Annotated in this window: 28 protein-coding genes; 11 read left to right on the top strand and 17 right to left on the bottom strand. The window is 73.7% G+C overall.

All coding sequences use genetic code 11. The features are described from left to right. Positions 1-45 precede the first annotated feature (45 nt). The 3 genes from O7606_RS26790 (at position 46) to O7606_RS26780 (ending at position 3,032) form a co-directional block, all read left to right on the top strand. Entirely contained in the window at positions 46-639 is a 594-nt protein-coding gene (locus O7606_RS26790; protein ID WP_281596762.1) for an ECF transporter S component, read from the top strand. A 132-nt stretch (positions 640-771) separates the two neighbouring features. Continuing rightward, positions 772-2,235, top strand: a complete 1,464-nt coding sequence (locus O7606_RS26785; protein ID WP_281596761.1) for an ABC transporter ATP-binding protein — start codon at positions 772-774, stop codon at positions 2,233-2,235. Further along, positions 2,232-3,032 carry an energy-coupling factor transporter transmembrane component T gene (locus O7606_RS26780; RefSeq protein WP_281596760.1) on the top strand — a complete coding sequence of 267 codons (801 nt, stop codon included), beginning with the start codon at positions 2,232-2,234 and terminating at the stop codon, positions 3,030-3,032. The genes O7606_RS26785 and O7606_RS26780 overlap by 4 nt, the downstream gene beginning before the upstream one ends. A gap of 221 nt (positions 3,033-3,253) precedes the next feature. Here the strand turns inward: O7606_RS26780 and O7606_RS26775 are convergent, their stop codons facing one another. Next, positions 3,254-3,490 (bottom strand): hypothetical protein, encoded by a 237-nt coding sequence (locus tag O7606_RS26775; protein WP_281596759.1) that lies wholly within the window; start codon positions 3,488-3,490, stop codon positions 3,254-3,256. Positions 3,491-3,751: 261 nt separating this feature from the next. Here O7606_RS26775 and O7606_RS26770 point away from each other — a divergent pair, with 261 nt between their 5' ends. Continuing rightward, positions 3,752-4,048: an MTH1187 family thiamine-binding protein gene (locus O7606_RS26770; protein ID WP_281596757.1), complete on the top strand. Its 297-nt coding sequence runs from the start codon at positions 3,752-3,754 to the stop codon at positions 4,046-4,048. A gap of 222 nt (positions 4,049-4,270) precedes the next feature. Here the strand turns inward: O7606_RS26770 and O7606_RS26765 are convergent, their stop codons facing one another. Beyond that, positions 4,271-4,543 (bottom strand): hypothetical protein, encoded by a 273-nt coding sequence (locus tag O7606_RS26765; RefSeq protein WP_281599899.1) that lies wholly within the window; start codon positions 4,541-4,543, stop codon positions 4,271-4,273. Between the two features lie 512 nt (positions 4,544-5,055). Between O7606_RS26765 and O7606_RS26760 the strand changes: the two genes are divergently transcribed. Then, positions 5,056-5,247, top strand: coding sequence for a hypothetical protein (locus tag O7606_RS26760; RefSeq protein WP_281596756.1), 192 nt, complete (start codon positions 5,056-5,058; stop codon positions 5,245-5,247). Between the two features lie 205 nt (positions 5,248-5,452). Here the strand turns inward: O7606_RS26760 and O7606_RS26755 are convergent, their stop codons facing one another. From O7606_RS26755 to O7606_RS26715, 9 genes are all read right to left on the bottom strand, one after another. Further along, positions 5,453-5,647 carry a hypothetical protein gene (locus O7606_RS26755; RefSeq protein ID WP_281596755.1) on the bottom strand — a complete coding sequence of 65 codons (195 nt, stop codon included), beginning with the start codon at positions 5,645-5,647 and terminating at the stop codon, positions 5,453-5,455. 132 nt (positions 5,648-5,779) lie between these two features. After that, positions 5,780-6,589 carry an isoprenyl transferase gene (locus O7606_RS26750; protein ID WP_281599898.1) on the bottom strand — a complete coding sequence of 270 codons (810 nt, stop codon included), beginning with the start codon at positions 6,587-6,589 and terminating at the stop codon, positions 5,780-5,782. 28 nt (positions 6,590-6,617) lie between these two features. Beyond that, positions 6,618-7,439 (bottom strand): DNA repair protein RecO, encoded by an 822-nt coding sequence (gene recO, locus O7606_RS26745; protein WP_281596754.1) that lies wholly within the window; start codon positions 7,437-7,439, stop codon positions 6,618-6,620. 153 nt (positions 7,440-7,592) lie between these two features. Continuing rightward, complete coding sequence (locus O7606_RS26740) at positions 7,593-8,702, bottom strand: acyltransferase (RefSeq protein WP_281596753.1); 1,110 nt, start codon at positions 8,700-8,702, stop codon at positions 7,593-7,595. Positions 8,703-8,891: 189 nt separating this feature from the next. Continuing rightward, positions 8,892-9,866, bottom strand: a complete 975-nt coding sequence (gene era / locus O7606_RS26735; RefSeq protein WP_281596752.1) for a GTPase Era — start codon at positions 9,864-9,866, stop codon at positions 8,892-8,894. Then, positions 9,863-10,240 carry a cytidine deaminase gene (locus O7606_RS26730; RefSeq protein WP_281596751.1) on the bottom strand — a complete coding sequence of 126 codons (378 nt, stop codon included), beginning with the start codon at positions 10,238-10,240 and terminating at the stop codon, positions 9,863-9,865. The genes era and O7606_RS26730 overlap by 4 nt, the downstream gene beginning before the upstream one ends. Next, on the bottom strand, positions 10,233-11,645 hold the full coding sequence (locus O7606_RS26725; protein WP_281596750.1) for a hemolysin family protein: 1,413 nt from the start codon (positions 11,643-11,645) through the stop codon (positions 10,233-10,235). Before O7606_RS26725 ends, O7606_RS26730 begins: the two co-directional genes overlap by 8 nt. Then, positions 11,621-12,094 carry an rRNA maturation RNase YbeY gene (gene ybeY, locus O7606_RS26720; RefSeq protein WP_281596749.1) on the bottom strand — a complete coding sequence of 158 codons (474 nt, stop codon included), beginning with the start codon at positions 12,092-12,094 and terminating at the stop codon, positions 11,621-11,623. Before ybeY ends, O7606_RS26725 begins: the two co-directional genes overlap by 25 nt. 13 nt (positions 12,095-12,107) lie before the next feature. Next, positions 12,108-13,169, bottom strand: a complete 1,062-nt coding sequence (locus O7606_RS26715; RefSeq protein WP_281596748.1) for a PhoH family protein — start codon at positions 13,167-13,169, stop codon at positions 12,108-12,110. Between the two features lie 370 nt (positions 13,170-13,539). Between O7606_RS26715 and O7606_RS26710 the strand changes: the two genes are divergently transcribed. Beyond that, positions 13,540-14,103 (top strand): snapalysin family zinc-dependent metalloprotease, encoded by a 564-nt coding sequence (locus tag O7606_RS26710; RefSeq protein ID WP_281596747.1) that lies wholly within the window; start codon positions 13,540-13,542, stop codon positions 14,101-14,103. Between the two features lie 137 nt (positions 14,104-14,240). On the opposite strand, the gene O7606_RS26705 is transcribed toward O7606_RS26710, so the two are convergent. Then, on the bottom strand, positions 14,241-15,623 hold the full coding sequence (locus O7606_RS26705; RefSeq protein ID WP_281596746.1) for a serine hydrolase domain-containing protein: 1,383 nt from the start codon (positions 15,621-15,623) through the stop codon (positions 14,241-14,243). A 30-nt stretch (positions 15,624-15,653) separates the two neighbouring features. Next, the gene (locus O7606_RS26700) at positions 15,654-16,004 is read right to left on the bottom strand and encodes a histidine triad nucleotide-binding protein (RefSeq protein ID WP_281596745.1); all 351 of its coding nucleotides are present in this window, start codon (positions 16,002-16,004) and stop codon (positions 15,654-15,656) included. Positions 16,005-16,108: 104 nt separating this feature from the next. Between O7606_RS26700 and O7606_RS26695 the strand changes: the two genes are divergently transcribed. Together O7606_RS26695 and ppk2 are read left to right on the top strand one after the other, a co-directional pair. Then, positions 16,109-16,870, top strand: a complete 762-nt coding sequence (locus O7606_RS26695; protein WP_348651124.1) for an SDR family oxidoreductase — start codon at positions 16,109-16,111, stop codon at positions 16,868-16,870. A gap of 62 nt (positions 16,871-16,932) precedes the next feature. Further along, entirely contained in the window at positions 16,933-17,844 is a 912-nt protein-coding gene (gene ppk2, locus O7606_RS26690; protein ID WP_281596744.1) for a polyphosphate kinase 2, read from the top strand. Positions 17,845-17,862: 18 nt separating this feature from the next. Here ppk2 and O7606_RS26685 read toward each other — a convergent pair whose 3' ends face one another. From O7606_RS26685 to hrcA, 3 genes are all read right to left on the bottom strand, one after another. Beyond that, complete coding sequence (locus O7606_RS26685; protein WP_281596743.1) at positions 17,863-18,597, bottom strand: 16S rRNA (uracil(1498)-N(3))-methyltransferase; 735 nt, start codon at positions 18,595-18,597, stop codon at positions 17,863-17,865. 1 nt (position 18,598) lies between these two features. After that, complete coding sequence (gene dnaJ / locus O7606_RS26680) at positions 18,599-19,738, bottom strand: molecular chaperone DnaJ (protein ID WP_281596742.1); 1,140 nt, start codon at positions 19,736-19,738, stop codon at positions 18,599-18,601. Positions 19,739-19,812: 74 nt separating this feature from the next. After that, positions 19,813-20,835 carry a heat-inducible transcriptional repressor HrcA gene (gene hrcA / locus O7606_RS26675; RefSeq protein WP_281596741.1) on the bottom strand — a complete coding sequence of 341 codons (1,023 nt, stop codon included), beginning with the start codon at positions 20,833-20,835 and terminating at the stop codon, positions 19,813-19,815. A gap of 256 nt (positions 20,836-21,091) precedes the next feature. Between hrcA and O7606_RS26670 the strand changes: the two genes are divergently transcribed. Further along, positions 21,092-21,889 carry a DUF4870 domain-containing protein gene (locus tag O7606_RS26670; RefSeq protein WP_281596740.1) on the top strand — a complete coding sequence of 266 codons (798 nt, stop codon included), beginning with the start codon at positions 21,092-21,094 and terminating at the stop codon, positions 21,887-21,889. Between the two features lie 81 nt (positions 21,890-21,970). Here O7606_RS26670 and hemW read toward each other — a convergent pair whose 3' ends face one another. Continuing rightward, entirely contained in the window at positions 21,971-23,194 is a 1,224-nt protein-coding gene (hemW, locus tag O7606_RS26665) for a radical SAM family heme chaperone HemW (protein WP_281596739.1), read from the bottom strand. A gap of 17 nt (positions 23,195-23,211) precedes the next feature. Between hemW and O7606_RS26660 the strand changes: the two genes are divergently transcribed. Beyond that, a complete protein-coding gene (locus O7606_RS26660; RefSeq protein ID WP_281596738.1) occupies positions 23,212-24,003 on the top strand; it encodes an enoyl-CoA hydratase family protein in 792 nt (263 codons plus the stop codon). Positions 24,004-24,123: 120 nt separating this feature from the next. Next, positions 24,124-24,993, top strand: coding sequence for a hypothetical protein (locus O7606_RS26655; RefSeq protein ID WP_281596737.1), 870 nt, complete (start codon positions 24,124-24,126; stop codon positions 24,991-24,993). Positions 24,994-25,086: the final 93 nt, after the last annotated feature.

Below are 25,086 nucleotides of genomic sequence, written 5' to 3'. Positions count from 1 at the left end.
GGCGTGCGTCTTGCCTGGTTCGTCCATGGACTGGGAGCAGGAATCATGAGCCAACCCGACAACCCGCGCTGGCGGACCATCGACATCGTCGTCGCCTCGGTGATCGCGGTCGCCTTCGGCGTCATCTTCTGGGCCTGGGGCCTGGTCTGGAGCGCGACCGAGGGCGCGTTCGCCTTCTTCCCGCCGGCGCAGACCCTGATCTACGGCGTGTGGCTGATGCCGGCCGTCGTCGGCGGCCTGGTGATCCGCAAGCCGGGCGCGGCCCTGTACTGCGAGACCGTGGCGGCGGTGCTGTCGGCGCTGCTGGGCAGTCAGTGGGCGGGCACGGTGATCCCGCAGGGCATCGTGCAGGGCCTCGGCGCGGAGCTGGCGTTCGCCGCCTTCCGGTACCGCTCGTTCCGGCTGCCGACCGCGCTGCTCGCCGGCGCGGCGACCGGCCTCAGCGCGGCCCTTTTCGACTTCTTCGTCTGGAACGCCGAGTACGACCTGACCGCCTACCGCATCCCGTACGCGCTGCTGACCATCGTCAGCGCCACGGTCGTCGCCGGCGCCGGCGGCTACGCCCTGACCGGCGCGCTGGCCCGCACCGGCGCCCTGGACCGCTTCCCCGTCGCCCACCACCACAACACCCCCGTCTGACCCCCACCCCCACCCCCGCCAAGGCTGCCCCGCCGGGTCGATCAGGAGCTTCCGGTACGCGAGAAAGCTCCTGATCAACGGCGCGGACGAGGGCGGGGGTGGGGAGAGTGGGACGGGAAGGAAGGAGACGGCGTGGGTGGGGTGGTGGTCGAGGGGTTCGGGTGGCGGCACGGAGGGCGTCGGGCGTGGGCGGTACGCGGGGTGGAGCTGTCCGTGACGCGCGGGGAACGGGTGCTGCTGCTCGGGCCCTCGGGCGCCGGCAAGAGCACCCTGCTCGCCGCCCTGGCCGGGCTGCTGCCCGAGGACTCCGGCGAGCAGGAGGGGCGCATCCGCGTCGACGGGCGTGACCCACGGGCCGTCCGCGACCGGATCGGCATGGTCTTCCAGGACCCGGAGAGCCAGCTCGTCATGGCCCGCAGCGGCGACGACGTGGCCTTCGGGCTGGAGAACCGGGGCGTGCCCGAGGAGCAGATCTGGCCCCGGGTGGACGAGGCGCTGGCCCGGGTCGGCTTCCCGTACCACCGGGACCGGCCCACCGCCGCGCTCTCCGGCGGGGAGCAGCAGCGGCTCGCCCTGGCCGGGGCGCTGGCGTTGCGTCCCGGGCTGCTCCTGTTGGACGAGCCGACGGCGAACCTGGACCCGGACGGGGCGGCCCTGGTCCGGCGGGCGGTCGCCGACGCGGTGACCGCCGACACCACGCTGATCCTGGTGGAGCATCGGGTGGCCGAGGCGTTGCCGCTGGTCGACCGGGTGATCGTGTTGGCCGCCGGCGGCGGCGTACGGGCCGACGGGCCACCCGGGCGGGTCTTCGCCGAACACGGCGCGGCGCTCGCCGCCGAGGGGGTCTGGGTGCCGGGCCGTCCCGTGTCGCCCCGCCGGGCGACCCGGCCGCCCGGGGAGCCGCTGCTCGCCGCCGAACACCTCGGCCTGCCGCCCCGGCTGGCCGCCACCGACCTGACGGTACGCGCCGGCGAGGCGCTCGCCGTGGTCGGTCCCAACGGGGCCGGCAAGTCCACCCTCGCCCTGCTCCTCGGCGGCCTGCTCCGGCCGGGGACCGGTCGGCTGACCGCCAGCCCGGCGCTGGCCGACGGCGACCACCGGGTCGCCCCGTACCGGTGGCGGGCCCCGGCCCTGGCCCGGCGGATCGGGTCGGTCTTCCAGGACCCGGAGCACCAGTTCGTCACCGGCACGGTCTTCGACGAGCTGGCGCTGGGCCCGCGCCGCGTCGGCCAACCCGAGCCCGCCGTCCGGGCGACCGTCGACGAGCTGCTGAACCGGCTGCGACTGGACCGACTGGCCCGCGCCAACCCGTACACCCTCTCGGGCGGCGAGGCGCGGCGGCTGAGCGTGGCGACCGCCCTGGCCACCGCGCCCCGGCTGCTGGTCTGCGACGAGCCGACCTTCGGTCAGGACCGGCGCACCTGGGCGGAGCTGGTGGACCTCCTCGCCGACCTGCGGGACGCCGGGCACGGCATCGTGACCGTCACCCACGACGCGGACTTCGTCGACGCCCTCGCCGACCGGCGGCTCATCCTGGCCCGGCCCCCTCAGAACGGGCGGACCGGGCCGGGCCGGCCCGAGGACGGCCCATCGTGATCACGCTGGAGCCGGTCGCCGACCCGACCGCGCCGCTGGCCCGCCGCAGCCCGGTGGCGAAGCTCGCCGCCGCGCTGCTGTTCTCGTTCACCCTGGTCGCCACGCTCGACCCGGTCGCCCCGGCCATCGCCCTGGCCATCGAGTTGGCGGTGCTGCCGCTGTTCGGCGTCCGGTACCGGGTGCTCGCCCGACGGGCCTGGCCGCTGCTGCTCGGCGCGGTCGGCATCCTGGTCTCCCTGGTGCTGTTCGCCGCCGACCGGGACGGCCGGGTGCTGGTCGAGGCCGGTCCGGTGCTGGTCACCTCGGGGGTGCTGGTCACCGCGCTCGGCCTGGTGCTGCGGCTGCTCGCGGTGGCGCTGCCCGGGGTGATCGTGTTCGCCACCACCGACCCGACGGACCTGGCCGACGCGCTGATCCAGAACGCCAAGGCCCCGCCCCGGTTCGCGATCGGCGCGCTGGCCGCGTTCCGGCTGGTGCCGCTGCTCGGCCAGGAGTGGCAGATGATCAGCATGGCCCGGCGGGCCCGGGGCGTGGACGCCGGCCGCAACCCGGTGGCCCGGCTGCGGCTCTTCGTCTCCACCGGATTCGGGCTGCTGGTCGGGGCGATCCGGCGCGGCACCCGGCTGGCGGTGGCGATGGACGCCCGGGGCTTCGACGCGGGCACCCCGCGCACGGTGGCCCGCCGGCAGCGTTTCACCCTGGCGGACGGGCTGCTGGTCGCCGGGGCGTTCGTGCTGGCCGGGTCGACCCTGGCGGTGAGCGTCGCCCTCGGCGTCTTCCGCCCCCTGATCGGCTGACCCCCGCCCCGGCGCCCGCCCTTGATCCACTGCCCCCGCCCCCGCGCCGCCCGTGATCGACTCCGTTTCCGTGATACGGGCGCATCCTCGAACGAGGAGTGCCCCTTATCCTGGAAACGAAGTCGATCACGGGCCAGTCGATCACGCCGGTCGGCCGGATTGGGCGGGTTTGGGTGGGTAGCGAGCGTCGGCCAGCCCCGTGACCGGCCAGCCCGTGACGGTCAGCTCCGGCGGAAGACGTACTGGCGGCCCGACGCGGCGGGTCGACCGCGACCGGCGAAGCCCGCGCCGCGCCGGGGCGGCGGACCGGCCTTCGGCGCCGGCGGCGGGGTCGACCCGGCCCCCGGCTGCTCCGGGGCCACCGTGAGCGCGTCCAGGTCGGGCGGCGTCAGCTCCGCCAGGGTCGGCTTCGGCGACGGGGTACGGGGCTTCTTCTTCGGATTACGCTTCGCGGGCATACGTGCCTCCTGCGACGGACGAGGGACCGTCCGGAGAGGGACGGTCGGGCGAACGGGGACGGGGCGCCCCGGGTGGATCGGCCCGACCACGGCACGCGCCACGACGGCGACGAACGGGGATGCGGACGCCCGGAGACACCCGGGCCCACGGCGACAGCGGCGGTGGACCCGACTGGGTTCTGGGGCGTCAGTAACGCATGACCAGGAAGCTACCCGGTGCGCCGCTGGCGCGCAGCCGAATTACCGACCACGATCGACGACATGCTGATCGCGTTCTCGATAACCCCGCTGGGCGTCGGAGACTCCGTCGGTGACCAGGTCGCCGACGCGGTACGGGTGGTCCGCGAGTCCGGCCTGCCGAACCGTACCGACGCCATGTTCACCACCGTCGAGGGCGAGTGGGACGAGGTGATGGCGGTGGTCAAGCGGGCGGTCGACGTGGTCGCCGCGCAGGCGCCCCGGGTCAGCCTGGTCCTCAAGGCCGACCTGCGTCCCGGCGTGACCGACGGCCTGACCAGCAAGGTCGCCCACGTGGAGGCCCGTCTCGCCGAGAGCTGACCGGGGACCGACCGGGGGCAGCAGGTCCGCCTCGGGCGGGAAGCCGACGGACCCGGTGACGTCACGCCCTGAGCTTGCCCCTCGGCGACGAAGACGCTGCCTTGGCGGGCCCCGTGGACGACGTATCCGCACGTACGTCATGACGACCGTCTGACGGCTACGGCGGATGGCCCGGAAAGGACCAGGCAGACCCGGTGTGCCTAAGTGACCGACGGCTGGCCTTCAGGCCCGCATGTTCGATCTGGACCGCCCTGGTTGCGCCGGGGCGGTTCGTCGTTGGACCAGCAGTCCCGCCGACTGGACGAAGATCGACCGACGCTCCACCGCCTCCCCCTTGGCATCGAGTTGGTACCCGTCGAGCCAGATCCACCCGTCGTAGCCGTTCCTGGTCCAGTCGTCGATCACGCGGATGACCCGGAACATGATCGGCTGGTCGAACTGGATGCTGGCAGCTCTCGTCACGTGCACGGGATCGCCGGCCTTCGGCAGGAGCACGGTCACCGCAGTTTCCTCGCCTGCCGCCGGGCCAGAATCCGGGCACGCGATGTCGCGACACGAGGGCACCAGCCGTCCGGACGACACCGATGGCAGCGCTGGACGTCGTGCTCGTCAAGCACGATCCAGGCCACCTGGATCGAGAACGGCACCTCTGGTCTCTCCGTCACGACCCACCGCCCCTGCCATCGCCTCTGGTTGATCGGGAGTCGGTGTGCCGACCGGCCGGGCAACTCGGGGCCGGACTTCGTCGCGCTCAGGGGCAGCCACCCGAGGAACCTACGGTGAAGAGCACCAGCCGGAGCACGGTCGTACCCGGCCGGCAGCTCCCGGCGGCGGGTGGGACAGGGCCAGGGCGTTCCACACCCCGCGCAGGTCCAGACAGGCAGAACAGGTCCGTGGTCGGTCACCGGCCAACGGCATCACATGGAGTTGCACGAGGGCAACCCCTAAGGGGGTTGCTTCACCCCATACTTCATGGTGCAAGTCCGTGGGGCCATACCGTCGGATTCGTGGAGCTGCTTGGGTTGGATGAGATCCGTGATCTGCTTGGCGGGATCAGCAAGCAGCGAGCCACGATCATCGTCGGCCGCAAGGGATTCCCTGACCCGCTCGCCACATTGAAGATGGGTCGCGTCTGGGATGGCAGATCCGTTCGGACGTGGATCGCCGAGAACCGCCCCCGCCCGGTGGACGAGCACTGATCGAGCGCCCTGAGCACGGCAGAGGCAGCCGAAGTTCATCACCGTCGCGCGGCGGACGATCCTCGTACGGCAGTCGGGGCTGCGGCGGTTGGTCGACAACCGACCCCCGCCACAGCCCCGCCGTACGTCGAACGCCTGAACCGTCACCGCCCCGGCACCGGGACGGCTGAGCCCTACCGCCCCGGCGACCGGGACGGCCGGACGGTCAGCGCCCCGGCAGCCAGGAACGCCGCTTCGCCTTCTGCGGGCGGAGGAAGTCCGCGCCCTTGGTCAGGGCCCGGCTGACGCCGGACGGGCCACGCCGGGCCTCCAGGGTGTGGCTCAGCTTCCGCGCGCCGGCAGCCGCCAGCGGCACCGCGACCGCCATGACCGCCCACTGCCCAATCCGCTTCTGGATCATTGTCGGTTCACCTCCGTGGATAGCTGCTGACCACACAGGTACCCAGGTGAGCCCGCCGGTAAGCCGATGGCGGGCCGGCTCACACCGCCGCCGCCGGGCCAACGGCGAAGACGACCGGGCCGGCGGGCCGGCTCACACCGTCGGGGCCGGTGGGGCGACCGGGTTGGGCAGCGCGCCGCCGAACCGGCGGTCCCGCTGCGCGTACAGCTCGCAGGCGTACCAGAGGTGGCGGCGGTCGAAGTCCGGCCAGAGCGTGTCCAGGAAGACCAGCTCGGCGTACGCGGTCTGCCAGAGCAGGAAGTTGGAGATCCGTTCCTCGCCGGAGGGCCGCAGGAAGAGGTCCACCTCGGGGATCTCCGGGTGGTAGAGGTACTTCGCCACGGTCTTCTCGGTGACCTTCGCCGGGTCGAGTTTCCCGGCGGCGACGTCCCGGGCGATCGCGGCGGCGGCGTCGGCGATCTCGGCCTGGCCGCCGTAGTTCACGCAGAACTGGAGGGTCAGCGTCGAGTTGTCCTTCGACATCTCCTCGGCGGTCTGCAACTCGGAGATGACGCTCTTCCAGAGTCGCCCGGCCCGTCCCGACCAGACCACCCGGACGCCCAGGTCGACCAACTGGTCCCGGCGGCGGCGGATGACGTCCCGGTTGAAGCCCATCAGGAAGCGGACCTCGTCGGGCGAGCGCCGCCAGTTCTCGGTGGAGAACGCGTACGCCGACAGGTAGGGGACGCCCAGCTCGATCGCGCCCTCGATGGTGTCGAAGAGGGAGAACTCCCCCGCCTCGTGCCCCTTGGTGCGGGGCAGGCCGCGGTCCTTGGCCCACCGGCCGTTGCCGTCCATCACCACCGCGACGTGCTTCGGCAGCGCCTCGGCGGGCAGCGCCGGGGGCCGGGCCCCGGACGGGTGCGGCGTCGGCGGCGTCGGCGTCCGCCGGCCCGCCCTCATCGATCGGATCACTCGCTGTTCTCCCTGCTCACACCCGCTCCACCGGCTCGTCGCCACGACGCGACGGGGCCGGGCCGGCCGCCGGGGCGCCCCGGTCGACCAGCGGCAGCGAGCGTAACGCGCGCTCCAGGTGCCACTGCAGGTGCGCCGCGACCAGGCCGCTGCACTCCCGGCGTACCCCGGTGGGGGTGGCGTCGGCGACCACCCAGTCGCCGCTGGTCAGCGCGGACATCAGGTCGACGGTGGCCGGGGCCGGGTGGGCCGCGCCGGGCGGCCGGCAGTCCGGGCAGACACACCCCCCGGCCGGTACGGAGAACGCCCGGTGCCGCCCGGGGGTGCCGCAGACCGCGCACGCGGTCAACGCGGGCGCCCAGCCGGCCATCGCCATCCCGCGCAGCAGGTACGCGTCGAGCACCAGCGTGGTGTCGTGCTCGCCCCGGGCGAGGGACTTGAGCGCGCCGAGAGTGAGCTGGAACAACCGCAGCGACGGCTCCCGCTCGACCGGGGTGAGCCGTTCGGCGGTCTCGGCGATGGCGCTGGCCGCCGTGTAGCGGGGGTAGTCGCCGAGGAACCGCTTGCCGTACAGGTCGATGCCCTCGACCTGGCTGACGCTGTGCAGGGAGCTGCCGACGTTGCCCTTCGGGTCGCCGGCCAACTGGAGGTCGACGTGACCGAACGGCTCCAGTCGGGCCCCGAACCGGGAGGTGGTGCGGCGCACCCCCCGGGCCACCGCGCGCAGCCGGCCGTGCCGGCGGGTCAGCAGGGTGATGATCCGGTCCGACTCGCCGAGCTTCTGCACCCGCAACACCAGCGCGTCGTCGCGGTAGAGCTGTCGGCGGTACCCGGCCATCAGCCCATTGTTCCCGGTCCCGCCGCGCCTGCGCCCGCCGGCCCCCGCCGGCCGTCACCCGACCGCAGGAATCCGGCCGCAGGAATCCGGCCGCAGGAATCCGGCTGTCGTGACCCGACCAGTCACCGGTGGTCGCCGCAACGGCAGGGGTGGTCAGCCGATGCGCAGGGTGGTGGCTTCCGCCCGGGGGGCCGGCAGGCGCGCCGGCGGGCCGGGCGGGTCCGGCGGCCGGGCGCCGGTGGACCGTCCGGCCGGCTCGGGGCGACGCCGGCGGCCCGGCAGCAGCTCGGGCCGGCGGCGGGCGGCCACGTCCTCGATCCAGCCGACCAGCAGGGTCACCACCCCGACCAGGGCGAAGACCAGCATCACCCGGATCGCCAGACCGAGCGGGTCCTGGTGGGACCAGCCGACCACGTCGACCAGCGGGGTGAGCAGCACCACGAAGGGCATGTGCCAGAGGTAGACGGTCAGCGCCCGGCGGTTCAGCACGGTCACCACCCTACCGACCAGGGCCTTCCGGTCGACCCAGGCCGCGCTGTCGGGCGCGCGGCCGAGCGCGACCAGGATGAACGCCGCCGCCCACAGCGCGTTGCCGAGCCGGATGTCGTTGAGGTCGTAGCCGCGTACGCCGGGGTGGGTGAGGATCCAGGCGCCCCCGGCGGTGGCCAGCACCGCCGCGAGGGTGAACAGCGTGCGGTTGCCGAGGCGGCGCAGCAGGCCGTCGTGGTGGGCGAAGCCGAGCAGCCACGCGCCGAAGTAGAGCCCGAAGTCGCGCAGCACGGTCGGGGCGGCCGGGAATCCCAGCTCCACCAGGACCAGCAGCGCGTACGGGGTGAGCAGGGTCGGTAGCGGGGCCCGCCGGAACAGCCAGAGGGCCGCGGGTGAGGCGAGCACGAACCAGAGGTAGTCGCGCAGGTACCAGATCACGCTCAGCGCCATCGCGCCCCAGCCGTTGGCCGGCGGGTCGGTGATCGGGAAGAACCAGAGCAGGACCCGCCAGGTCAGTGGCAGGCCGGTGAGCAGCATGATCGGTACGAAGACCAGCGCGAGCGCCCAGAGGGAGGGCAGCAGTCGGCGCAGCCGCCGCCCGACGGCGGCGCCGCCGGAGCGGTCGAGTGACGCGGCCATCAGCGAGCCGGCCAGGGCGAACATCACCGACATGGCCGGGAAGACCAAGGTCAGGGTGGCCCATCCGGTCACGTGGTAGACCACCACTCGAATGATCGCCAGGGCACGCAGCAGGTCCAGGTATCGATTTCGCATCAGCCTGCATCTATGTCTAGGGACAGGGGCGGGACGCATTTCCTACCCTGGTCGCTGCCCGCGACAAACGCCCACGCCGGGGTATCGAAAGTGAGTAATCCCACAAATGCCGCAGGCCGGGAGCATGCCCCCGCTCCCGGCCCGGCCCCGAGCCTCCACCCCCGGTTCACCGCCCCCGACGTACGGGCGTCAGAAGCCGAGTCGCCGCAACTGCTTCGGGTCCCGCTGCCAGTCCTTCGCCACCCGGACGTGCAGATCGAGGTAGACCCGGGTGCCGAGCAGCTCCTCGATCTGCCGGCGGGCCCGGGTGCCGACGTCCTTGAGCCGACTGCCCCGGTGGCCGATCACGATCGCCTTCTGGCTGGGCCGCTCGACGTAGAGGTCGGCGTAGATCTTCATGAGCTGCCCCTCGGGGATCATCTCCTCGACGATCACCGCGATCGAGTGCGGCAGCTCGTCGCGGACGCCCTCCAGGGCCGCCTCCCGGACCAGCTCGGCGACCAGCACCTGCTCCGGGTCCTCGGTGAGCATGTCGTCCGGGTAGAGCTGCGGCGACGCCGGCAGGTAACCCGTCATCACCTCGACCAGCGTGTCCACCTGGTGGCCGGAGACCGCGCTGACCGGCACCACCGCGGCGAAGTCACCCAGCTCGCTGACCGCGAGCAACTGCTCGGCCAGCCGCTTCCTGTCGACCAGGTCGGTCTTCGTCACCACGGCCAGCACGGTCGCCTTCAACTCGGCCAGCTCACCGGTGATGAACTGGTCCCCCCGCCCGACCGGCTCGTCGGCCGGGATGCAGAGGCCGATCACGTCGACCTCGCTCCAGGTGGACCGGACCAGGTCGTTGAGCCGCTCGCCGAGCAACGTGCGGGGACGGTGCAGACCGGGGGTGTCGACCAGCACGAGCTGCGAGTCCGGCCGGTGCAGGACGGCCCGGATGACGTGCCGGGTGGTCTGCGGCTTGTTCGAGGTGATCGCGATCTTCTGCCCGACGATCGCGTTGGTCAGGGTCGACTTCCCCGCGTTCGGCCGCCCGACGAAACAGGCGAACCCCGCCCGGTAGGGCTGCTCCCCGGCCCCCGACCCGGCCTCCCCCGGGCCGGGACCCGCCGGGCCGCCGCCGGACCGCGGCGTGGCCGGGCCCGACGCGGCACGCCGGCTCACTCGACCACCGTGCCGAGGACCGTGCCGTCCGGAGCCGCCAGGTGGATCGGCGCCTCGGCGGCGAGATCGCGAACGACGGCCCGCCCGGCCTCGTCCAACGTGGACGCCTCGGTCACCACCACCGCCGCCTCCAGCCGGGTCGCGCCGGCCGCCACCGCCGAGGCCACCGCGAGCTGGAGCGCCGTCACCGTCAACGACGGCAACGAGACGCTGGCCGCGGCGTACGTCCGACCGTCCTGGTCGCGTACCGCGGCGCCCTCGACGGCGCCCACCCGACCGCGCGCTCCCCGGGCCAGGGTGACCAGCTTGGCGTCCTCGGCGCTCAGCTCGACCGGATCGGACACGGTGGACGGTACGGCGGGTGACTCAGGCATCTGCGGGTTGCCTCTCCTCGGCATGGTTCTGGTCTCCTCCCCGGGGCTCGTCCTGCTCGCCCCGCCCCGGGCTGTCCTGCTCGTCGCTCGGCTCGACCCGACGCACCAGGACCGTGTCGATCCGGTTACGGCGGCCGGTCGTCCCCTCGGCGACCAGGCACAACCCGGCCACCTCGGCGTCGGCGCCGGGGATCGGCACCCGGCCGAGCGCCTGGGCGAGCAGGCCGCCGACCGTCTCCACCTCGTCGGTGGGCAGCTCGGTGTCGAACAACTCGCCCAGATCCTCCACCGGGAGGCGGGCGGCGACCCGCACCGCCCCGTCCGGCAGGTGTTCCACCGGGGGGCGCTCGACGTCGTACTCGTCGGTGATCTCGCCGACGATCTCCTCGAGGATGTCCTCGATGGTGACCAGACCACCGGTGCCGCCGTACTCGTCGACCACGATGACCAGGTGGTTACGGGCGGCCTGCATCTCGGAGAGCAGGTCGTCGACCGGCTTGGACTCGGGCACGAAGGTCGCCGGGCGCATCAGCCCGGCCACCGGGAGCTGCTCGGCCCGGGCGTCCCCGCCCTGGGTACGCCGGATCAGGTCCTTGAGGTAGAGGACGCCGAGCACGTCGTCGACGCTCTCGCCGATCACCGGGATCCGGGAGAACCCCGAGCGCAGGAAGAGCGCCAGCGCCTGGGAGAGGGTCTTGCCCTCCTCGATCCACACCATCTCGGTGCGCGGCACCATCACCTCGCGGGCGATCGTGTCGCCGAGGGCGAACACCGAATGGATCATCTGCCGTTCGCCGTGCTCCACGACGCCGCGCTGCTCGGCCAGGTCGACCAGCTCGCGCAGCTCCACCTGGGTGGCGAACGGCCCCTCCCGGAACCCCTTGCCCGGGGTGACCGCGTTGCCGATCAGGATCAGCAGCGAGGCGAGCGGGTTGAGTACCCGGCCCAGCCAGCGGACCAGCGGGGCGACCGCCCGGCCCACCGCGTACGCGTGCTGCCGGCCGATGGTGCGTGGCCCGACGCCGACCACCACGAAGCTGATCACCGTCATCGCCCCGGCGGTGACCAGGGCGGCCCGCCAGCCCGCGCCGAAGGTGTCCACCGCGACCAGGGCGACCAGGGTGGTCGCGGTCAACTCGGCGAGCAGCCGGAGCAGGAGCAGCAGGTTGAGGTGGCGCACCACGTCGGCGGCGACCACCTGGAGGGTACGCGCGCCACGCGCCCCGTCCCGGGCCAGCTCGGCCGCGCGGGCCGGCGAGACGGCGGCCAGCGCGGCCTCGGTGGCCGCGATGATGCCGGCGAGCACCACCAGCCCCGCCGCGAAGACCAGCAGTTGCAGATCGGGCAGGCCGGCGGCGGCTGCCGCTGACGGGGTGGTCATCACCGGACTCGGTTCGACCGCCAACTGGCGAGCAGGCGGGCCTGGAGCCCGAACATCTCGCGCTCCTCCTCCGGCTCGGCGTGGTCGTAGCCGAGCAGGTGCAGCACCCCGTGCACGGTGAGCAGGTGCAGCTCGTCGGCGGCGCTGTGCCCCGCGGTCACGGCCTGCTTGGCCGCCACCTCCGGGCAGAGCACGATGTCACCGAGGAGCGCGGGCTCACCCGCGCCGCCGGTGCTCTCCCCCGGGCCGTGGTCGATGCTGCCCTCGTCCATGGGGAAGGCGAGCACGTCGGTCGGCCCGTCGCCGCCCATCCAGCGATGGTTCAGCTCGGTCATGTAGTCGATGTCGACGAGCAGCACGGACAGCTCGGCGAGCGGGTTGACCCCCATCTCGTCGAGGGCGTGCCGGGCGACGGCGAGCACGGCGTCGGTGTCGACGGTGACACCGGACTCGTTGGCGATCTCGATGGACACGGTTTCCTCTGCTCTAGCGGCGGCGGCCGGCCCGACCGCCCTGGGCGGCCCGCCCCGGCACGGTGTGCACGCTGCTCTGTGCCTGCTGGTTCTCCTGCTCGGCGTCCCACCGGGCGTACGCGTCGACGATCTGCCCGACCAGCCGGTGCCGGACCACGTCCGAGCTGGAAAGCTGGGAGAAGTGCACGTCCTCGACACTGGAGAGGATCTCACGGACGACCCGCAGGCCGCTCTGGGTCCCCCCGGGAAGGTCCACCTGGGTGACGTCCCCGGTGACCACGATCTTGGCGCCGAAGCCCAGCCGGGTCAGGAACATCTTCATCTGCTCGGGCGTGGTGTTCTGCGCCTCGTCGAGAATGATGAACGCGTCATTGAGCGTACGGCCCCTCATATATGCCAGCGGCGCGACCTCGATCGTGCCGGCGGCCATCAGCTTGGGGATGGACTCCGGGTCGAGCATGTCGTGCAGCGCGTCGTAGAGCGGGCGCAGGTAGGGGTCGATCTTCTCGTTGAGCGTGCCGGGGAGGAAGCCCAACCGCTCCCCCGCCTCGACCGCCGGCCGGGTGAGGATGATCCGGTTGACCTGCTTGGCCTGGAGCGCCTGGACGGCCTTCGCCATCGCCAGGTAGGTCTTGCCGGTGCCGGCCGGGCCGATGCCGAAGACGATGGTGTGCGCGTCGATGGCGTCGACGTAGCGCTTCTGGCCGAGGGTCTTCGGGCGGATGGTGCGGCCCCGCCGGGAGAGGATGTTGAGCGTCAGGACCTCGGCGGGCCGCTCGGCGCCGCCCTGCTCGAGCATGCCGACGGTACGCCGGACGGCGTCGGTGGTCAGGGTCTCGCCCTTCTCGATGAGCTCCAACAGCTCGCCGAAGAGCCGTTCGGCGCGGGCGTTGTCCGCCGGGGCGCCGGTGATGGTGATCTCGTTGCCCCGGACGTGCACGTCACTGTCGACCGAGCGTTCGACGAGCCGGAGGATCTCGTCACCCGCGCCGAGCAGGTTGACCATGATCTTGGAATCGGGGACGGTGATCCTGGTCTGCGCCCGGGTCGGGCCGGGAGGTGGGGTGCCGGTCATAGGTCGGGCCGGACGGCCCTGCGCCACCTGCTCTCACACTCAGCCGGCCTGGGCTGGCACGGCGGACGGACGTTGGCTCCCATCGTATCGGGTCGCCCCGGCCGGCACCCGGCCCATTTTCGCCGACGGCAGGGGCCTTCCCGGCGACGGCAGGGCGGGCGGGCCGGTCGGAGCACGCCGGGGCCGGGCGGACGGGCCGACCGACGCCCGCCGAGACCGGGCGCCCCGAGGCGAAGATCGCCAGGAAAGCCTTGATCACGGCACAAGCTTGCATTATATGAGATCAACACCAAAACAGACATCTTGATATCGATGTACGTCCATATCTAGGATCGGCTCACCCTCGACTCCCAGGAATGGAGCGTGACCCGTGTCCCCACGAAGGATCGGCCGCCGCCTCACCACCCTGCTCGCCGGAGCCGCCACCGCCCTGGGCCTCGGCCTGCTGAGCCAGCCCGCCCCCGCCGCCGCCGACGTCACCGTCGCCGCCACGGTCTGCTACAACACCAGCCAGGCCGGGCCGTACGCGGGCACCGCCGACCAGGCCGCCTCGATCTGGACCTCGTACACCCGCAACGTGACCATGTCCAAGTGCGGATCGAACCTGATGATCTACTACACCACCGGGGGCGGCTCGTACGCCGTCCGGCGCAGCCTCGGCAACGGCTACGTGGTGATCGACACCGTCCAGGCCTCGCAGTACTCCCCGCTGCGGATCATGACCCACGAGATCGGGCACATCCTCGGCCTGCCGGACAACTACAACGGCCAGTGTTACCTGCTGATGTCCGGTGGCAGCGCCGGCACGGGCTGCACCAACCCGTACCCGTACTCCACCGAGTCGGCCCAGGTCGACCGGAACTTCGGCGGCCTCGCCACCACCGGCGCCCAGGTCTTCCGGAACAGTTGGCCGACCCCCGCCACGGTCGGCTGACCCCGCCCGCTGACGCACACCGTTTCAGGGAGATGGCGGTGTCCCCACTCAGGGACACCGCCATCTCGGCGATCTGGCGCGGCGCGGGCCGGCGCGGGTCGGCGGGCCAGCCGGCAGGGCGGCCAGCCGGGCGGGGGTCAGTCCTGGGCCGGCTCGCGGACGTCGTAGCCGTCGAAGGTCTGTTGGTCGCGGGTGAACCGGTAGGTCGCCCAGTGCATCCGGCACACCGTGCCCCGCTCGTCCCGGGTCAGCCGGAGCAGCTCGCCGACCTCCCGCCCGGACACGGTACGCAGCACGTCCGGCCGGTCCGGCAGCGGCGCGAAGACCGCCGCCGGCTTCCCGGCCGGGTCCTCGGCCCGGCGGGCGCGCAGCGCCCCGTCCCGCCAGAAGAACACGAACTCGAAACCCTCGCCCCACCAGCGCCCCAGCAGGTGCCGGTACGCCCGCGGGGCAGGCTCGCCCGGCGACCACGGCTCGACGTCGGCCGGGTCGTGCTCGACGGCGGCGGCGAGCAGCCGGTGCGACAGGTCGAAGACGGCCGCGGCGGTGCCGGCCGAGCCGAGCACGGCGCAGCCCATCGCGCCGGGCGTCCCGTCGCCGCCCCGCCGCCCGTACACCGAGGCGAGGAAGCCGGGCATCGCCCCGTCGTGCCCGACGTGCAGCGCCCGGTTCGGCTGCGGCGCCAGGATCAGCCCGAGCCCGAAGCCGTCGGACCAGCAGGTGTCGTCGGTGAGGGTGACCGGCCAGCGCATCTCGTCCAGGGTGGCCGGGGCGAGCACCGCGCCGGCCGGGTCCAGCGCCGCCGGATCCGCCAGGAAGGCCGCCCACCGGGCCGTGTCCGTGGCGGTGCTCCAGAGCTGCGCCGCCGGCCCGACCGCGCCGAAGTCGGTGGGCGGCTCCGGCCGGGCGTGGTCGGAGTACGCGTCCACCAGGAACCCGGTCGCCGCCTGCGGGCCCGGCCGGACGCCGGTGGCGGTCAGCCCCAGCGGGGCCAGGACCCGGTCGGTGAGCGCCTCCGCCCAGGTCCCGCCGCGCAGCCGGCCGACCAGCTCGCCGAGCAGCGCCATGCCCAGGTTGGAGTAGTGGAACCGGCGGGCCGGCGGCAGCACCCGCTCGGCCCGGCTCAGCTCGGCGAGGAGCCGCCCGGCGTCGGGGGCCAGCAGCGTGTCCCAGACGTCCCCGTACGGCTCGCGTTGCAGGCCGGAGGTGTGCGACAGCAGCCGGCGCACGGTCAGCTCGCCGTGCGCCGGCAGGTCGAGGTGACGCCCGATCGGGTCGTCGAGGTCGAGCAGCCCGTCGTCCCGGCACTGCATCACCAGCACGGCGGTGAAGGTCTTGGTGACCGAGCCGATCCGGAACCGGGTCTGCGGGGTCAGCGGGGTGTCGTTGCCGGTGCCGCCGACGGTGAGGTGCCACAGCGGCCGGTCCGCCCGGTGCAGGGCCACCGACAGCGCCGGCACCCGCGCGCCGGCCTGCACCTGCCGCGTCATCCGCCCCAACCGCCCGTTGATCTCCACCACGCCGCCAGTGTAAGGAGGGGCGGGACGGGGTCAGCGGGCGAGCATCGGGCCGAGCGGCGCGCCGCCGAGCACGTGCGCGTGCACGTGGTAGACCTCCTGGCCGCCGTACCCGCCGGTGTTGAACATCAGCCGGAACCCGTCGGCGAGCAGCCCCTCCGCCTCGGCCACCTCGGCGGCGGTGGTGAGCACCTGGCCGGCCAGGGTCGGATCGCCCTGCCCGAGGGTGGCCACGTCGGCGTAGTGCTCCTTGGGGATGACCAGCACGTGCACCGGGGCCTTCGGGTCGATGTCCCGGAACGCCAGGGTGGTGTCGGTCTCCCGGACGATGGTGGCCGGGATCTCGCCGGCGACGATGCGGCAGAAGAGGCAGTCGTTGTCCACCGACGCATGGTATGGCCGTCCGACCTGCTCCGCCCGGTTCGGCCACGCCGACCGGCCCTGCCCCTGGCGGGTCGGGGTCGGCCGGCTCGGGCATGATGTGGCGCGTGACCTCACGGGCGGTACTGGTGACGGGGGCCTCGCGCGGGATCGGCCGCGCGGTGGCCCGGGCTTTCGCGGCCGGCGGCGACCGGGTGGTCGTCCACCACCGGGACTCGGCGGAGCTGGCCGAGGCGCTCCGGGCCGAGCTGCCCGGCGCGGGCCACGTCGTGCTCCGGGCCGACCTGGCCGACCCGGACGCGGTACGGACCCTGGTGGACGAGGCGGCGGCCCGGCTCGGCGGGCTGGACGTGCTGGTCAACAACGCCGGGGTGTTCGGGCCGCCCGATCCGCCGCACCCGGTCTTCGAGGCCAGTTACGAGCAGTGGCGGCAGCGGTGGCGGGAGACCGTCGACACGAACCTGCTCGGCGCGGCCAACGCGGCCTGGTGCGCCGCCCAGCACATGCGCGACCGGGGCGGCCGGATCGTGAACGTGTCCTCCCGGGGCGCGTTCCGGGGCGAGCCGGGCAACCCGGCGTACGGGGCGAGCAAGGCGGGCCTGAACGCGATGGCGCAGTCCCTGGCGGTGGCGTTGGCCCCGTACGGGATCGCGGTGGCGACCGTGGCCCCCGGCTTCGTGGAGACCGACATGACCAACGAGCACCTCAAGTCGCCCCGGGGCGACGCGGTGCGGGCGCAGAGCCCGTTCGGCCGGGTGGCCCGGCCGGAGGAGATCGCCGCGGCCGTGCACTGGCTGGCCTCGCCGGACGCGCAGTGGGCGTCCGGCACGATCGTGGACCTCAACGGGGCGTCGTACCTGCGGACCTGAGCGGTCGCGGATCACCGCCACGGTACGGCTGACGGGGGCCGTGAGGGGGTAAGAGGACCGGCATGGGCGACCCGGAACTGCTGGACCTCACCGTCGACTACCAGGTGGTCGACGGACACGACGACGATCCGATCCTGCTCCGCCCGGACGGCGGCCCCGTCGAGACCTGGCGGGAGGACTACCCGTACGACGAGCGGCTGCCCCGGGAGGAGTACGACCACCAGAAGCGGCTGCTCCAGATCGAGCTGCTCAAGCTCCAGGAGTGGATCCAGGAGACCGGCGAACGGCTGGTGATCATCTTCGAGGGGCGGGACGCGGCCGGCAAGGGCGGCACCATCAAGCGCTTCATGGAGCATCTCAACCCCCGGGGCGCGAAGGTGGTCGCCCTGGTCAAGCCGAACGAGCGGGAGTCCACCCAGTGGTACTTCCAGCGGTGGATCGGGCACCTGCCGGCGGCCGGGGAGATCGTGCTGTTCGACCGGTCCTGGTACAACCGCGCCGGGGTGGAGCGGGTGATGGGTTTCTGCACCCGCAAGGAGTACCTGGAGTTCCTCCGCCAGGCCCCGGACGTGGAGCGGATGCTGGTCCGTTCCGGCATCCGGCTGGTCAAGCTCTGGTTCTCCGTGTCGCAGAACGAGCAGCGGACCCGCTTCGCGATCCGCCAGGTCGATCCGGTACGACAGTGGAAGCTCTCCCCGATGGACCTCGCCTCGCTGGACAAGTGGGACGAGTACACCGAGGCGAAGGAGGCGATGTTCTTCTACACCGACACCGCCGACGCGCCCTGGACGGTGGTGAAGAGCAACGACAAGAAGCGGGCCCGGTTGGAGGCGATGCGGCACGTGCTCAACCGCTTCGCGTACACGAACAAGGACCCGGAGGTGGTCGGCACGCCCGACCCGCTCATCGTCGGCCCGACCGGGCTGGACCTGCGCCCGGACGAGGAGGTCGTGCAGGTCTTCCCCCGGCTGTAGGAGCGGCCGGCGGCGGGGTCACCAGCGACCGAGGCGGGCGGCGAGCACGCTGAGCGCCGCGACCCCGGCGGTCGAGGTACGCAGCACCGCCGGCCCGAGCCGGACCACCCGGGCCCCGGCGGCGACGAAGGCGTCCAGCTCGGCCGGGGCGATCCCGCCCTCCGGCCCGACGACCAGCACCACCTCGCCCGTGTCGGGCAGGTCGACGGTGGTCAGCCGGTCCGCCGCCGACTCGTGCAGGACGAGCCCGGCGGCGGCCCCGGCGAGCCGGCGGGCCACCGCCGCGGTCGACTCGTCCGGCGCGCCGGTCACCACCGGCAGCCACGCCCGGCGGGCCTGCTTGGCCGCCTCCCGGGCGGTGGCCGCCCACTTCTCCCGGGCCCGTACGCCCCGCTCGCCGCGCCACTGCGTCACCGAGCGGGACGCCGACCAGGGCACGATCTCGTCCACCCCGACCTCGGTCATCGCCTGCACGGCCAGCTCGCCCCGGTCGCCCTTGGCGATGCCCTGCGCCACCACCAGCCGGGGCACGGACGCGTCGACGTACCCGCGGGAGGTGACGGTCAGGTCGAGGGCGCCCCGGCCGACGGCGGTGACCACGGCGGCGGCGGTGCCGCCACGGCCGTCGGCGAGCAGCAGCTCCTCGCCCACCCGCAGCCGCTGCACGGTGGCCGCGTGGTGGCCCTCCGGGCCGTCCAGGGTGAGCGTGTCGGCGGTCGGCAGCGCCTCGACCAGGAACAGCGGCGCCGACAACTCAGGCGTGCCCGTTGAACGCGTCGCGCATCCGGGAGAAGAAGCCGCCCTGCTTGCTCAGCTCGGCGACCTCCTCACCGCGGGTCTTGGCGAACTCGCGCAGCATGCGCTCCTGGTCGGCGTCGAGCTTCGTCGGGGTCCGCACGTCGAGGTGGACGTAGAGGTCACCCCGGCCGGTGCCGCGCAGGTGCGGCACGCCCCGGGCGCGCAGCCGCAGCGTGCTGCCCGGCTGGGTGCCCGCCTTGACGTCGACGGTCTCCTCGCTGTCCAGCGTCTTGATGGTCAGCCGGGTGCCGAGCGCCGCCGCCGTCATCGGCACGGTCACCCGGCAGTGCAGGTCGTCGCCCTTGCGGGAGTAGACGTCGTGCGGACGCTCGTGGATCTCGACGTACAGGTCGCCGGCGGTGCCGCCGCCCGGACCGACCTCGCCCTGCTGGGCCAGCCGGATCCGCATGCCGTCCTCGACCCCGGCGGGGATCTTGACGGTCAGCGAGCGCCTGGTCCGCACCCGGCCGTCGCCGGCGCAGGTCGGGCAGGGGTGCGGGATGGTGGTGCCGTAGCCCTGGCAGACCGTGCACGGCCGGGCCGAGACGACCTGACCGAGGAACGTGCGCTGCACCGACTGCACCTCGCCCCGGCCGCCGCACGCCTCGCAGGTGGCCAGGTGGGTGCCGGCGGCGGTGCCGGCGCCCGAGCAGGTGGTGCAGAGCACCGCCGTGTCGACGGTGATCGGCGCTTCCACGCCGAACGCCGTCTCGGGCAGGTCGAGCTCCAGCCGGAGGATGGCGTCCGCCCCCGGCCGGGTCCGCGGACGCGGTCCACGCGCCCCGGTGGCCCCGCCGAAGAAGGCGTCCATGATGTCCTGGAAGCCGACGAACGGCCCGGCGCCGCCCGGCCCGCCGGGGCCGGCCCCGCCGCCGCCGGGGGCGAGCGGGTCGCCACCGAGGTCGACGATCTGCCGCTTACGGTCGTCCGAGAGGACCTCGTACGCGGCGTTGATGTCCTTGAACTTCTCCTGGGCCTCCGGGTCCGGATTCACGTCCGGGTGGAACTGCCGCGCGAGTTTCCGGTAGGCGCGCTTGATCTCGTCGTCGGAGGCGTCCCGGCTGACACCGAGAATGCCGTAGTAGTCCCTGGCCACTGCGTTCCGTGTCCTCAGTTTCGTCTCGCGTTACGCCGGTCGTCGGCCCGAGTCGGCCGTCGGCCCCTGACTGGTCAGTTCTGGGCCAGCAGCTCGCCCACGTAGCGTGCCACGGCGCGTACCGTGGCGATGGTGCCGGGGTAGTCCATCCGGGTCGGCCCGAGCACCCCGAGCCCACCCACCACGTTGGCGCCCGGGCCGTAGCCCGTGCTCACCACCGAGGTCCCCCGGAGATTGTCGATCTCGGTCTCGTCGCCGATGCGGACCCGCAGCGTGCTGCGTTCCACCTCGCCGAAGAGCTTGAGCATGACGACCTCCTCCTCCAGCGCCTCCAGGATCGGTCGCAGCGAGCCCTGGAAATCCAGCAGGTTGCCCCGGGTGAGGTTCGCCGTGCCGGCCAGCGCGATCCGCTCCTCGTGCCGCTCGACCAGGGTCTCCAGCAACACCGTGGAGAGCGTGGTCATCGCCGGCCGCAGCCCCGGCCGGACCTCCTCGACCAGCGCCTGCACCAGCGGCGGGGTGTCCACCAGGCGGGTGCCGCCGAGCTTCTCGTTGGCCAGGCCGCGCAGCTCCAGCACGTCGTCGGCGGGGACCGGCGCGGGCAGCTCGACGAGCCGCTGCTCGACCCGCCCGGTGTCGGCGATCATCACCAGCATCAGCCGGGTGGTGGAGATCGGCACCAGCTCCAGGTGGCGCACCGAGGAGCGGGCCAGCGACGGGTACTGCACCACCGCGACCTGTCGGGTGAGCTGCGCGAGCAGCCGGACCGTACGGTGCACCACGTCGTCCAGGTCGACCGCGCCGACCAGGAAGCGTTCGATCGCCCGGCGCTCGGCCGGGCTGAGCGGCTTGACCCGGGAGAGCCGGTCGACGAAGAGCCGGTAGCCACGGTCGGTCGGCACCCGGCCCGCGCTGGTGTGCGGCTGCCGGATGTAGCCTTCCTCCTCCAGCACGGCCATGTCGTTGCGGACCGTCGCCGGGGAGACGCCGAGCTGGTGCCGCTCGACCAGCGCCCTGCTGCCGACCGGCTCCTGGGTGGCGACGTAGTCCTCGACGATCGCGCGCAGCACGGCGAGCTTACGGTCGTCGAGACCCACTCTCCCCACCTCCCACGCGTGCCGGCCGGCCGGACCGGATGCCGCCGGGGACGACGGACACGACCGGGGCGGCGCTCCGGACACTGCTCCTGGCACTCGACTGTAGCGAGTGCCAGTCTACGTCGGCGCCCCCGGGGAACGCGATGATCGGAGTCGACCTGTGCCCCGCACCTCGCCGCGCCGGGGCCGTTCGTCCGGGTGACCGGGCCGATGTCCCGCTGGTCACGACTTGCCCGGTGCCCCTACCGTGACCTGCATGACCGAACCGCCTCGCCCGCCCGGAGCAGGCGACGCCGACGGGCGCCCGCCGGAGCCGACCGTCCCGCTCGCGCCCGGGTCCCCGCCGCCGCCCCCCGAGCCGCCGACCACGAACTTCGCCGCGCCGGACTGGGACCCCCCCACCCGGCAGTACGGCCCACCCGACTACGAGCCGCCGACCCAGCAGTACGGGACGCCGGAGTACGAGCCGCCGACCCAGCAGTACGGCCCACCCGGCCACGAACCCCCCACGGAGCAGTACGCCCCACCCGGTCACGAGCCCCCGACCCAGCGGTACGGGACGCCGGAGTACGAGCCGCCCGCCCAGCAGTACGGGCCGCCCGGGTACCCTCCGCCGGCCGGTGACCAGGGCGGATACCCGCCCGACGGGGGCTTTCCGCCGCCCGGTCCCGGCCAGCCGCCCACCGGGGGGCCGTCCGCGACGACCTCCGGCGACGACCGGATCTGGGCCCTGCTCGCCCATGCCGGCGGGCCGGTCGGCGTGGTGGTCGGCGGCAGTCTCTTCGGCTGGGTCGGTCCGCTGATCGTGCTGCTCGTCCGGGGGCAGCAGTCCCCGGCGGTCCGGGCGCACGCGGTGGCCGCGCTGAACTTCCAGCTCACCTGGGCGCTCGCCATCCTGATCGGCTGGCTGCTGACCGCGGTCACCTGCGGGCTGCTCTTCTTCGTGCCGCTGCTGATCGCCCTGGTGCCGATCGTGCTGGGCGTGGTCGGCGCGCTGAAGGCCAACGAGGGCGTGCTCTACCCGTACCCGGCCAGCCGCGCCTTCGTCCGCTGACCCCGCTCCGGTCGGGCCCCGGTGGCCCGCCGGGCCCGACCGGTCCGGCGCGCCGTGGCCCGACCGGTCGGGAGGGAGCCCTCAGGGCAGCAGGTCGCGGACCACGGCGTCGGCGAGCAGGCGTCCACGCAGGGTCAGCGCCGCCCGGCCGCGTTCGTACGCCGCCGGGTCGAGCAGGCCGGCGGCCAGCGACCGGTCCGCGCCGGCCCGGCCGACCGGGTCCAGCACGGTCAGCGGCAGGCCGGAGGCGAGCCGCAGCCGCAGCATCACGTCCTCCATGTGCGCCTGGTCGGCGGTGAGGAGCTCCCGGGCCTGGCCGGGTGACCGGCCGGCGGCCAGCCGCTGCGCGTACGCGCCGGGGTGCTTGACGTTCCACCAGCGCACCCCGCCGACGTGGCTGTGCGCCCCCGGGCCGAGGCCCCACCAGTCGCCGCCGGTCCAGTAGAGCAGGTTGTGCCGGCACCGGGCGGCCGGCGTGCGCGCCCAGTTGGAGACCTCGTACCAGGAGAAACCGGCCGCGTCGAGGGCGGCCTCGGCGGCCAGGTAACGGTCCGCGGCGACGTCGTCCGACGGGTACGGCAGCTCGCCGCGACGGATCCGGGCGGCGAGCCGGGTGCCGTCCTCCACGATCAGCGCGTACGCGCTGACGTGGTCCACCCCGGCGGCGACCACCTGGTCGAGCGAAGCGGCGAAGTCCTCGGCGCGCTCGCCCGGCGTACCGTAGATCAGGTCGAGGTTGACGTGGTCGAAGCCGGCGTCGCGGGCCTCGACCGCGGCGGCGGTGGCCCGCCCGGCGGAGTGCCGGCGGTCGAGCACGGCGAGCACGCCCGGCGCGGCCGACTGCATGCCCAGCGAGATGCGGGTGTAGCCGGCGGCCCGGAGCGTCTTCAGGGACTCCGGGGTGACCGACTCCGGGTTGGCCTCGGTGGTCACCTCCGCGTCGGCGGCCAGCCCCCACGTTCGGTCGACCGCGTCCAGGATCCGGGCCAGGTCGTCGGCGGGCAGCAGGGTCGGCGTGCCACCGCCGACGAAGACGGTGTCGACCCGGGGCGGCGGGCGGTCGGCGAGGACCCGGGCGGCCAGCCTCAGCTCGGCCAGCACGGTGTCGGCGTACGACTCCCGGCCCGCTCCCCCGCCCAACTCGTCGGCGGTGTACGTGTTGAAGTCGCAGTAGCCGCAGCGGCTGGCGCAGAACGGCACGTGGAGGTAGACCCCGAAGCCGTGCGCACCCACCGCACGCAGGGCGGACGACGGCAGGGCGCCGTCACTCGGGACGGTCTCACCGTCTGGAAGCACGCCGGGCATGCCACTAGTCTGCCCGCATGACCTCTCCGGACGCACTGGTGCGGGTGTCCACGGCGGGTGGGGTGACCACGCTCACCCTGGACAGCCCGCACAACCGCAACGCGCTCTCCACGCCCCTGATGACCGAGCTGCTGGACGGCCTGACCACGGCGGCGGCCGACGACGCCGTCCGGGTGGTGGTGCTCGACCACACCGGTCCGGTGTTCTGCTCCGGAGCGGACCTGAAGGAGACCGCCGCGGCGTACGCCAGCGGGAGCGTGCCGGCCGGAAAGCTCGGTGACGTGCTGGCGGCGGTCTGGGAGTGCCCGAAGCCGGTGCTGGCCCGGGTGGCCGGGCCGGCGCGGGCCGGCGGGCTGGGCCTGATCGCCGCGGCCGACCTGGCGGTCTGCGCGCAGGAGGCGACCTTCGCGTTCACCGAGGTCCGGATCGGGGTGATCCCGGCGGTGATCTCGGCGACCGTGCTGCCCCGGCTGACCCCGCGCGCCGCCGCCGAGCTGTACCTGACCGGGGAGACCTTCGACGGCCGGCGGGCCGCGCAGGTGGGTCTGGTGACCACGGCGGTGCCCGCCGCCGAGCTGGACGCCGTGGTGGCCGGGTACTGCGCCGCGCTGGTCCGGGGCGCGCCCGGCGCGTTGGCCGGGGCCAAGGAGCTGCTGCGCCGCCCGGCCGGGCCGGACCTGCGGCGGGAGGTCGCGGCGCTGGCCGAGCTGTCGACGGGTTACTTCCTCTCGACCGAGGGGCGCGAGGGGGTGGCCGCCTTCCGGGAGAAACGGCCGCCGCGATGGGTGAGCGCGCTCGACGCGGGGTAGCCAGCAGCCGACCGGGAGCGTCCCGGCGTTCCGCCCGGAGAGCCGCTTACCGGACGGACCGCCCAAGCCGCCGGTCTGCTGGCAGCAGGGACGTACGCTTGGCTGACTGTCGTTCAGGGGGTGTGGGTGCGAACTCGGGCAATCGTGGCAACTGGCCTCGTTCTCGTCGTCGTTGCCGGTCTCGGGATCTACTTCGTCGTCCGGAACGTCGGGGGCCAGCTCCGACTGCCGCTGGCCAGCCGGAGCTGCGTCGTCCAGGCCGACGGCCAGGTTCGCCTCAACGCCGAGCAGATGTCGCACGCCGCCACCATCGCGGCCATCGGCATCCGCCGGAAGATGCCCGAGCGGGCGGTCGTGGTGGCGCTCGCCACCGCGTTCCAGGAGTCCGGCCTGGAGAACCTGCCCGACGGTGACCGGGACTCGATCGGGCTGTTCCAGCAGCGTCCCAGCCAGGGTTGGGGCACCCCGGAGCAGATCGGCGACCCCCGGTACGCCGCGAACAAGTTCTACGCCGGGCTGAAGAAGGTCCGCGGCTGGGAGCGGATGCGGGTCACCGACGCCGCCCAGGCGGTGCAGCGTTCCGCCTTCCCCGAGGCGTACGAGAAGTGGGCCGACGAGGCCGAGGTGCTCACCCGGGCGCTGCTCGGGGACGCCACCGCCGCCGTCGCCTGCACTGTCGGCCGGACCCCGGCCATGCGCGGCGCCGCCGCCGCGACCGCGTTGACCGAGGGTCTCCTCCTCGACTGGGGGCTGCCCGACGCCAGCACCGCCGGCCTGGCCGAGCTGACCGGTCTGTCCGTCTCCGCCGCCGACCCGCGCGCCGGCTGGCGGTACGCCCACTGGCTGGTGTCGCACGCCCACGACCACGGGGTCAAGCGGGTCCGGTACGCCGACCTGGAGTGGACGGCCGGCGCGGGCACCTGGTCGAAGGCGTCCGACCGGGACCGGGACGACACCAGGGTCGTCGCCGAGGTCTTCGCCGACGTCTGATCCCCGGCCCCGGTCCCCCGGCCCCGGTCCTCGCCGCGGTCCGGTCCCCGCCGGCCAGCCGGGGGGCGGTCCACCGTCGGGTCGGAGCGTGCC

Source organism: Micromonospora sp. WMMD882 (assembly GCF_027497255.1).
Classification (GTDB): Bacteria; Actinomycetota; Actinomycetes; order Mycobacteriales; family Micromonosporaceae; genus Micromonospora.
The sequence above is the reverse complement of the archived record's forward strand: the minus strand, read 5'-3'. Positions and strand labels throughout refer to the sequence as shown.

Coding starts and splice junctions, on each gene's coding strand:
- O7606_RS26790 (WP_281596762.1), top strand. CDS start 46: ATGAGCCAACCCGACAACCCGCGCTGGCGGACCATCGACATCGTCGTC.
- O7606_RS26775 (WP_281596759.1), bottom strand. CDS start 3,490: ATGCCCGCGAAGCGTAATCCGAAGAAGAAGCCCCGTACCCCGTCGCCG.
- O7606_RS26770 (WP_281596757.1), top strand. CDS start 3,752: ATGCTGATCGCGTTCTCGATAACCCCGCTGGGCGTCGGAGACTCCGTC.
- O7606_RS26755 (WP_281596755.1), bottom strand. CDS start 5,647: ATGATCCAGAAGCGGATTGGGCAGTGGGCGGTCATGGCGGTCGCGGTG.
- O7606_RS26750 (WP_281599898.1), bottom strand. CDS start 6,589: ATGAGGGCGGGCCGGCGGACGCCGACGCCGCCGACGCCGCACCCGTCC.
- recO (WP_281596754.1), bottom strand. CDS start 7,439: ATGGCCGGGTACCGCCGACAGCTCTACCGCGACGACGCGCTGGTGTTG.
- O7606_RS26740 (WP_281596753.1), bottom strand. CDS start 8,702: ATGCGAAATCGATACCTGGACCTGCTGCGTGCCCTGGCGATCATTCGA.
- O7606_RS26730 (WP_281596751.1), bottom strand. CDS start 10,240: ATGCCTGAGTCACCCGCCGTACCGTCCACCGTGTCCGATCCGGTCGAG.
- O7606_RS26715 (WP_281596748.1), bottom strand. CDS start 13,169: ATGACCGGCACCCCACCTCCCGGCCCGACCCGGGCGCAGACCAGGATC.
- ppk2 (WP_281596744.1), top strand. CDS start 16,933: ATGGGCGACCCGGAACTGCTGGACCTCACCGTCGACTACCAGGTGGTC.
- O7606_RS26670 (WP_281596740.1), top strand. CDS start 21,092: ATGACCGAACCGCCTCGCCCGCCCGGAGCAGGCGACGCCGACGGGCGC.
- hemW (WP_281596739.1), bottom strand. CDS start 23,194: ATGCCCGGCGTGCTTCCAGACGGTGAGACCGTCCCGAGTGACGGCGCC.
- O7606_RS26660 (WP_281596738.1), top strand. CDS start 23,212: ATGACCTCTCCGGACGCACTGGTGCGGGTGTCCACGGCGGGTGGGGTG.